The 826-nt window shown below is 40.4% G+C and carries 1 protein-coding gene; it reads right to left on the bottom strand.

The genetic code is table 11. From position 1 onward, the window contains the following. Window positions 1-826 (bottom strand): hypothetical protein (locus AC1DND_RS28710; RefSeq protein ID WP_477586352.1); only part of this gene is annotated, 826 nt, incomplete at both ends.

Below are 826 nucleotides of genomic sequence, written 5' to 3'. Positions count from 1 at the left end.
GTTCAGAGAACAGGAACAGCATTAAAAACAGCTGGCAGCAAAACAGGTTTATACCTTTTTTCTCAGAAAAACTCACCATCCATCCAAGAACGGCAAATAAGGGGCATCCGATAATCAACGGGAGATAAGCCAGGCGGTAGGTGTAGCTAAAGATAACAGCAAGGCAGGTAATCCCACCGAGCAGCAATGAAACTTTCCAGTGTAACTTCCTGTTAAAAGATAATAGGGTACGTACATTTCTGTTGTTTCCGATCAAAAGAAAATACCCGATGAGGCCAATCAGCCMCAGATAGAACAACTGGGTAAGCATTTTAAATTTTGGTGCTACCGAATGGAGCTTATCTGTTTTGCTTAATCCGATGAGCTGAATAGTAAAAAAGGCAGAAGCAACAATTACCACTACAGAGATAAATGCAGATAATATATTTAGCTTACCTGTAAGTTTGCTTAAGGCCCTTGCCAAAACCTTTCCTTTAAAAATAAAGATAAGTATAATGCTGATCAGGACTATGATCAGTATATTAAAAACCATGGGCCACAGTCTGATGCCAAGAAAGAGCTGATCCGTATTTTTTTCTTGATTGGCTCTAAAGATAAATGCAGGAACTATAATAAAAAAAGATTGCAGAAAGAGCATAATGACGGCTCCGTATACCATCAGAAGCCCATTTTTTCTGAACGGCATGTCCGGATTGACCTTTTCAAATTCAGACTCAATCGCTGAAACCGATCCGAGACGTTTTACGGCAACTGCCCACACTTCTTCATCGCTCAGTCCCAGTTCGGTGAGCTCTGTTATCACATCATCAAGATGGTTAGTTAGTTC

This window comes from Pedobacter sp. 01N416, from assembly GCF_056399685.1.
This window is presented reverse-complemented; position numbering and strand designations above follow the sequence as displayed.